The 6,375-nt window shown below is 42.1% G+C and carries 6 protein-coding genes; 2 read left to right on the top strand and 4 right to left on the bottom strand.

The features are described 5' to 3' along the window. Positions 1-257 precede the first annotated feature (257 nt). Positions 258-1,919 carry a DNA polymerase III subunit gamma/tau gene (locus F3G86_RS02000; RefSeq protein WP_149722840.1) on the bottom strand — a complete coding sequence of 554 codons (1,662 nt, stop codon included), beginning with the start codon at positions 1,917-1,919 and terminating at the stop codon, positions 258-260. 117 nt (positions 1,920-2,036) lie between these two features. On the opposite strand from F3G86_RS02000, the gene F3G86_RS01995 reads away from it, so the two are divergent. Then, complete coding sequence (locus F3G86_RS01995) at positions 2,037-2,645, top strand: LysE/ArgO family amino acid transporter (RefSeq protein WP_223228530.1); 609 nt, start codon at positions 2,037-2,039, stop codon at positions 2,643-2,645. Here F3G86_RS01995 and ccoS read toward each other — a convergent pair. Genes ccoS through F3G86_RS01980 form a run of 3 tightly spaced genes read right to left on the bottom strand, consistent with a single transcriptional unit; the run spans position 2,580 to position 5,844 of the window. Further along, positions 2,580-2,849 (bottom strand): cbb3-type cytochrome oxidase assembly protein CcoS, encoded by a 270-nt coding sequence (gene ccoS / locus F3G86_RS01990; protein WP_149722838.1) that lies wholly within the window; start codon positions 2,847-2,849, stop codon positions 2,580-2,582. The genes F3G86_RS01995 and ccoS overlap by 66 nt on opposite strands. Further along, complete coding sequence (locus F3G86_RS01985; protein ID WP_149722837.1) at positions 2,849-5,227, bottom strand: heavy metal translocating P-type ATPase; 2,379 nt, start codon at positions 5,225-5,227, stop codon at positions 2,849-2,851. The genes ccoS and F3G86_RS01985 overlap by 1 nt, the downstream gene beginning before the upstream one ends. Next, positions 5,224-5,844, bottom strand: a complete 621-nt coding sequence (locus F3G86_RS01980; RefSeq protein WP_149722836.1) for a helix-turn-helix transcriptional regulator — start codon at positions 5,842-5,844, stop codon at positions 5,224-5,226. Before F3G86_RS01980 ends, F3G86_RS01985 begins: the two co-directional genes overlap by 4 nt. A 147-nt stretch (positions 5,845-5,991) precedes the next feature. Here F3G86_RS01980 and F3G86_RS01975 point away from each other — a divergent pair, with 147 nt between their 5' ends. Next, a complete protein-coding gene (locus F3G86_RS01975) occupies positions 5,992-6,375 on the top strand; it encodes a RidA family protein (RefSeq protein ID WP_149722835.1) in 384 nt (127 codons plus the stop codon).

The following is a 6,375-nucleotide window of genomic DNA, read 5'->3' as shown; positions in this document are numbered from 1 at the left end:
TTTGAATTAAATTTTATTTTGCAGACAAGGGGGCAAATTTATTAAGATTTTAAATTTATCTGTCTTTTTAATAGGTTAAATTTAAAAAGACAGCTCTTTTAAATTTGCAATATAAATTTAGGATTTTATTTAGCCAATATTGCCACCGCAGATAAATTTATTAAAAGCTAAATTTAACCACTTTTATTTAGAAATTTAGACCAGAAAAGCCAAATTTAAAGCATCTTATCAAGCAAATTTACAAAAGAGCCGAACCCCTAGCTATTTTGCACTTCAGGCTGTCCAAAGAGCCTATTTGCCTCTTTTATCACGCCCTCTTCTCTTTGCTTTTTAAGCTCCTCTGGGCTCTTACTCTGACTTAGTGACATCAGCTCTTTTGCAAAGTCATTTTGTGGCTGAGATAGCGCATTTGCCTCGATCTGTCGTGCCGTAACAGGCTCTTTTACTGGCTCATCTTTTTGCTCGTCTTGCTGTCTAGCCTTTATCTTAGCGATCTCCTCGTCAAGGTAGCTATATTTATCCTGTGGCTCTTGTGGCGGAGTTTCTGGCTCAGGCTTTGCAGCAGGAATTTGAGTTTTGGCATTTACGATCTTGATCTTTTTACCAAAAATTGTATGTAAAATTTCATGCATTACGCCCCAGCTTTTTTTGAAAAATGCCAGCTCGTCGCCAGTTGCATTGACGATTAGTCCAAGCTCATTTTCATTTAAAAAGCTAAAACTTATGTGATTTTTAAATATTTCTCCAAGTTCAAAGCTTCTATCATAAATTTTTGCCACAAACTGCTCGTACGGCGACTTTGGCGCTTCTCTTACGGCTAAAATTTGTTCACTCACGCCAGCTTTTGGCTCTATAGCCACGCTAGGCTCGCTCTTAGCAAGCTTTATGGCTTCATCGATATCTTGTAAATTTAGCGCCTCTATCATCATAAAAAGCATAAGCATCAGCACAAAGCCATTATCGCTTGATACGCTTAACATCGACTTTGCCTGCGCCAAAATCCTAAAAAATCTCTCATATATAAGAAGTGAAAATTTCGGGTCATTGTCTAAAAATCTCTGCTTTAAATTTGCCAAAATTTCATCTATGATCATCTCTGGCTCATAGGTCTCAAGCTCGGTTACTAGCACCCTAATGGCGTTTTTATCGGCATTTGCAACGTGCTCGATGATCTGCTCGATCCTACTTGGATCAAGAAGTCCGAGCATCGCTGCCACGCTTGATTTTGTGATATTGCCAGCGCCATAAATGATAGCTTGATCAAGCAGGGTTAGCGTATCTCTTAGCGAGCCGCCGCCACTTCTAGCTAGTATCTCAAGCGCCTCCCTCTCGTAGCTCACGCCCTCTTTACTAAGGATAAATTCAAGGTGTTTTACGATCTCATATCTGCTTATTTGCTTAAATCTAAAATGCTGCGTCCTTGATAGCACCGTTGTAGGCAGCTTCAAAGGGTCGGTCGTTGCTAATATAAATTTAACATAGCTTGGCGGCTCTTCAAGCGTTTTAAGAAGGGCATTAAACGCCTCTTTTGTTAGCATATGCACTTCGTCGATGATAAAAATTTTATATCTAGCAGCCGTAGGAGCGTACTTTGTCTGCTCGATGAGCTCCCTTATGTCGTCGATCTTTCTGTGGCTGGCTGCGTCCATCTCGATGATATCCATGTGGCGCGACTCGTTTGCCATCACGCACTGCGCACAGACCTCGCAAGGCCTAGAAGTTGGCCCTTTCTCGCAGACCAAAGCCTTTGCAAATATCCTAGCGCTCGATGTCTTGCCGCTTCCCCTAAGGCCTGAAAACAAATAAGCATGGCTCACTCTATTTTCATCAAGTGCGTGAGTTAGGCTCTTGCTTACGGCTTCTTGTCCGATGAGCTCGTCAAAATTTTTTGGTCGATATTTTAGGGCTAGTGCTTGCAACTGCTTTCCTTTTTGCAATTTTAATTTGCTGATTTTATAAAAAAAGGCATAAATTTATGGTTATGATAAAGTTAAATTTTGCTAAATTTAAGCCAAACTTTAGCGATAAGGATAAATTTGCAAGCATTTATATCTGGATTTTTCACCTCTTTGTCGCTCATTTTAGCTATCGGCGCGCAAAACGCATTTGTGCTAAAACAGGGCATCAAAAGAGAAAATATCTTTATCATCTGCCTTATTTGCGCTATTAGCGACGCTGTCTTGATCTTTGCAGGAGTTTTTGGGCTTGGCAGCCTCGCGCAAAACTTCCCCATCATCAAGCAAATCGCCCTATATGGTGGCTTTTTATTTTTACTTTTTTACGCGCTAAAGAGCTTTCACTCGTGCTTTTTAAAGGATCTTCGCATGGATACCAGCAGCGATTATGCCAGATCAAATTTAAAGAAAAACATCCTTTTAACGCTTGCTTTTACTTGGCTAAATCCTCACGTCTATCTTGACACGATGATCCTAATAGGCTCGGTTTCAACTAAATTTAAAGATGAAAATTTGATATTTGGCGTGGGAGCTAGCCTTGCCTCATTTTGCTTTTTCTTCGCACTTGGCTATCTAGCTAGGTTTTTAGCGCCCATTTTTGCAAGGCCCATCTCTTGGAAAATTTTAGAGTTTTTTGTCGGCCTCATCATGCTCGCCCTTGCTTTCATGCTCCTTTTTGCTAGTTTCTAGCCTCTTTTTCAGCGCCTCTTTTTTGCGAAGTTCGAGCTGGTAGGCTTCATTTAGCGCGTCTTCGCCATCTAAATTTGCTCCGTCTAAAAATTTGCGGTAGTCTTCAAACTGCCTATTTTTTATCCCCCAAAGCACGCCAAAAAGCAGGGCTGCCCCCATCAAAACCGAGATAAAAACAAGCATCGCAAGAGTCGTTGTATCCACTATTTATCCTTAAATTTTCTAACTATAAAAAGCGAGTTTAGTATGACGCTTAGCGAGCTTGCCGACATGAAAAGCGCGGCAAAGAGCGGCATGACGTAGCCACAGACAGCAAATGGCAGGCTAAGGGCGTTATAAAGCAGGCAAAAGAGTAAATTTTGTTTTATCGTTTTATAGGTAAATTTTGAAATTTTCACCGCTTTTGCAAGACTTTGCAGACTATCATCAAGTAGCACCACATCGCTTTTTTCTAAGCTCACGGCCGCGCCACTTCCCATGCAAATGGCCACGTGAGCAAGGCTAAGCGCAGCTGCGTCGTTTATGCCGTCTCCAACCATCAGCACGTTTTTGCCCTGCTGTTTGAGACCAGCTATAAATTTAGCCTTCTCATCAGGCAGCATCCCTGCTCTAAACTCACTCACCCCAAGCTCATCTGCCACGTTTTTTACCACATTTTGCACGTCGCCACTTAGGACAAAGGTCTCTAATCCAGCTGCTTTTAGCTCATCTATCAATGCCTTTGCCTCAGGCTTTACACTATCTTTTAGATAAAATTTAGCCACCAGCTCGCCCTGCTTGGCCACAAAAAAACTCACATTTTCTTCGCACTCTTGAAATTTCACCCCATTTTCAGCCAAAAAGCGCCTACTTCCAGCGACAAAACGCTCACCTGCGATATCAGCACTAACTCCCTTTGCTATGCTTAAATTTGCCTTTTCAAGCTCAACTTTTTTTGCGCCTTTTTGCTTTAAAAACTCGGCCACCGCCACGCTTATTTGGTGGTTTGAGATGAGGCAAAGCGAGTAAATTTTATCGATACTCACGTCCTCTTTTATAAAAAACTCGCTCACTTCAAATTTAGCCTTTGTAAGCGTCCCAGTCTTGTCAAATACCGCCACGTCGCACTTTGCAAGGCTTTCAAAAAATTTAGCCTCCTTAAAAAGCACCTTGTTTTTAAAGGCAACCCCAAGGGCACAAACGCTGCTAACTGGCGTGGCAAGGGCAAGCGCGCAAGGGCAAGCGATGACGATGACGCTCACAGCCGTGACGATCGCTTCTGAAAAGCTAAATTTAAAGTACCAAAACCAAAATGTAAAAAATGCCAGAGTAAGCACGCTAAGAGAGAATTTCGAGGCGATTTTATTGACTGCTAGCTCGATATTTGGCTTTTTTAGCTCTGCGTTTTGGAGTAAATTTATAAGCTTATTAAGATATGAGTTTTTAAAAATTTGCCTTGCTTCATAGATGATCTGGCCGTTTAAACAGACGACGCCACTTTTTACCTCGCCCCCAGAGCTTAGTAAAAGTGGCAAGCTCTCGCCTGTTAAGCTTGAGCTATCGATGCTTGCCTCGCCACTAAGCACCGTCCCATCAAGCAGCGCTCTCTCGCCAGCTCTTAGCACGATCTTTTCGCCTAAATTTACATCCTTTGGCTCTTTTAAAATGTCCTTACCATCCTCTAAAACGCACACTTTTGCAAGCAGCATATCGCTTAAGAAATTTGAAGTCTCAAGTGCCTTTTTCTTGCCTAAAATTTCTAAAAATTTACCGATAAAAACAAAGGTTATGATCATCGCAACCGAGTCAAAATAACTCTCGCCGCTTCTTGTAAGCATCGCAAATATCGAGTAGATATAGGTTATGCTAGCCCCCGTGATAACGAGCAGGTCCATATTTGGCGAGGCGTTTTTGATAGCGATCTTAGCCCCCTTGAAAAACTCGCTGCCAGTGTAGAAAAGCACAGGCGTTGCCAGCACAAACTGCGCGAAGCTTAGCAGGTCCTTCACGTCGCTTCTGATACCGCTAAAGTAGCCGCCATACTGCGCGATCGCCAGCCACATGATATTCATCGTGGCAAAGACGCCAACAAGCGCTTTTGCGTAGAAATTTCGCCTTTTTTTGACTAGCTCGTCCTCTTTTTGGCTCGCTGCGTAGGCCTTTGGAGTGTAGCCAACGGCGTAAATTTTCTCGATTATCTGTTCCACCAAGAGCTCTTGCTCGTCAAAAACGATGACTGCCTTTTGGCTAAGCGAGTTGATATTTACCTCCAAAATTCCAGGCAGGCTAAAGAGTGCCTTTTCAAGCAGCCAGATACACGCCGAGCAGGTTATGCCGTCAATGAGAAGTGAAATTTTAGAAAACTCGCCCTCTTTTGTCACCAGCTCGCTAAAATTTGCCGCTAAATTTTTAACATTTGCACCGTTTTTTGCAGGCAATAGCGTGTTTTTGCCAAGCCTCTCGTAAAACTCGCCAAGGCCGCTTTCATTTAAAATTTCATAGACACCTTTGCAGCCAACGCAACAAAACTTAAGCCCGCCTTTAGCCTCTATCATCGCGCTTTCGTCAAAGCTTTGCTTGCAGTGAGAGCACCTACACTTCACGGACGCTTCTTTTTAAGCTGGTCTAAATAGCCATATATCGTGATCTTTGAGACGTTTAGCTTGGTCGCCACGACCTCGATAGCGCCCTTTATGTTAAAAATGCCCTTTTCATTCATAAAGCCCACGAGTTCTAGCTTTTGCTCTTTTTTGAGCTTTTTGCCTTCGTTTTTGGCAATAATCTTGTCGATCAAATTTAAAACTATCTGCGTCACGTCGTCGTTTTGCTCGTCATGAGGCTCATTTTCACCAGTTTTTAAGAAATTCCCAGCCACTTCAAAAAGACTCTTTGCCACGCTCGCATCGACATTTACGCATATCGCCCCTATGATCTCACCTGCTTCATCTCTGATAAAGGCGGTTGAAGACTTCACCAGCTTTTCGTCCTTTGTAAAAAAGTAGTTTGCCACGTAGTCGTCTTTGAAATTTTTACTATTTAAGACCTCGCTTACAAGGTGGTCAAAGCTTTGTCCGACCTTTCTGCCAGTGACGTCGCCAGCTACGTAGACGACTGAGCGCTGTGGGCGTGAAAGGTCGTGTAACACGACTTCGCAGGCAAATGGCGAGCTTTTTTGTATGAGATTTGCCGTTGGTATAAATGCCTTTAATATATGGTGCATAAGGCGCCTTTTGTTTTTGTTTAAGTTTAACCAAAATATTTTTAAAATTTCGATAAGAAAAAATATAATTTTTTATGAAAATTTGTGAAATTTAAGTGGTAATAATAATTTTTTATCTATAATCCTTTAAATTTTTAAGGAGAAAATATGAAAATTTATGAAACCGAAATTTCAAAAAAGAAAAAGGCTCACTACTCTTTGGCAACCGAGCACAACGGCATCCTCTACATCTCAGGTCAGCTTAGCATGGACCCAGAGACTAGGCAGATCCCAGAGGGGCTAAAGGCGCAAACAAGACAGGCTTTAAAAAACCTTGATAACGTGCTAAAACTAGCAAATGCGACAAGAAATGACATCTTGATGTGCCGCATCTATACGCCAGATATCGACTTTTGGGACGAGATAGATGACGAGTATGCGTTATTTTTTGGCGAGCACAAGCCAGCTCGTGTCGTAGTGCCAACAAACAAACTTCACTTTGGCTGCCTGCTAGAGGTCGAAGCTACAGCAATACTTGATAGAAAATTTTAA

It is taken from the genome of Campylobacter concisus (assembly GCF_902460595.1).
GTDB lineage: Bacteria > Campylobacterota > Campylobacteria > Campylobacterales > Campylobacteraceae > Campylobacter_A > Campylobacter_A concisus_BL.
The sequence above is the reverse complement of the archived record's forward strand: the minus strand, read 5'-3'. Positions and strand labels throughout refer to the sequence as shown.

Bases quoted from the DNA above. Each gene is read 5' to 3' on its own strand.
- F3G86_RS01980 (WP_149722836.1), bottom strand. From the start codon at position 5,844: ATGCACCATATATTAAAGGCATTTATACCAACGGCAAATCTCATACAA.
- F3G86_RS01975 (WP_149722835.1), top strand. From the start codon at position 5,992: ATGAAAATTTATGAAACCGAAATTTCAAAAAAGAAAAAGGCTCACTAC.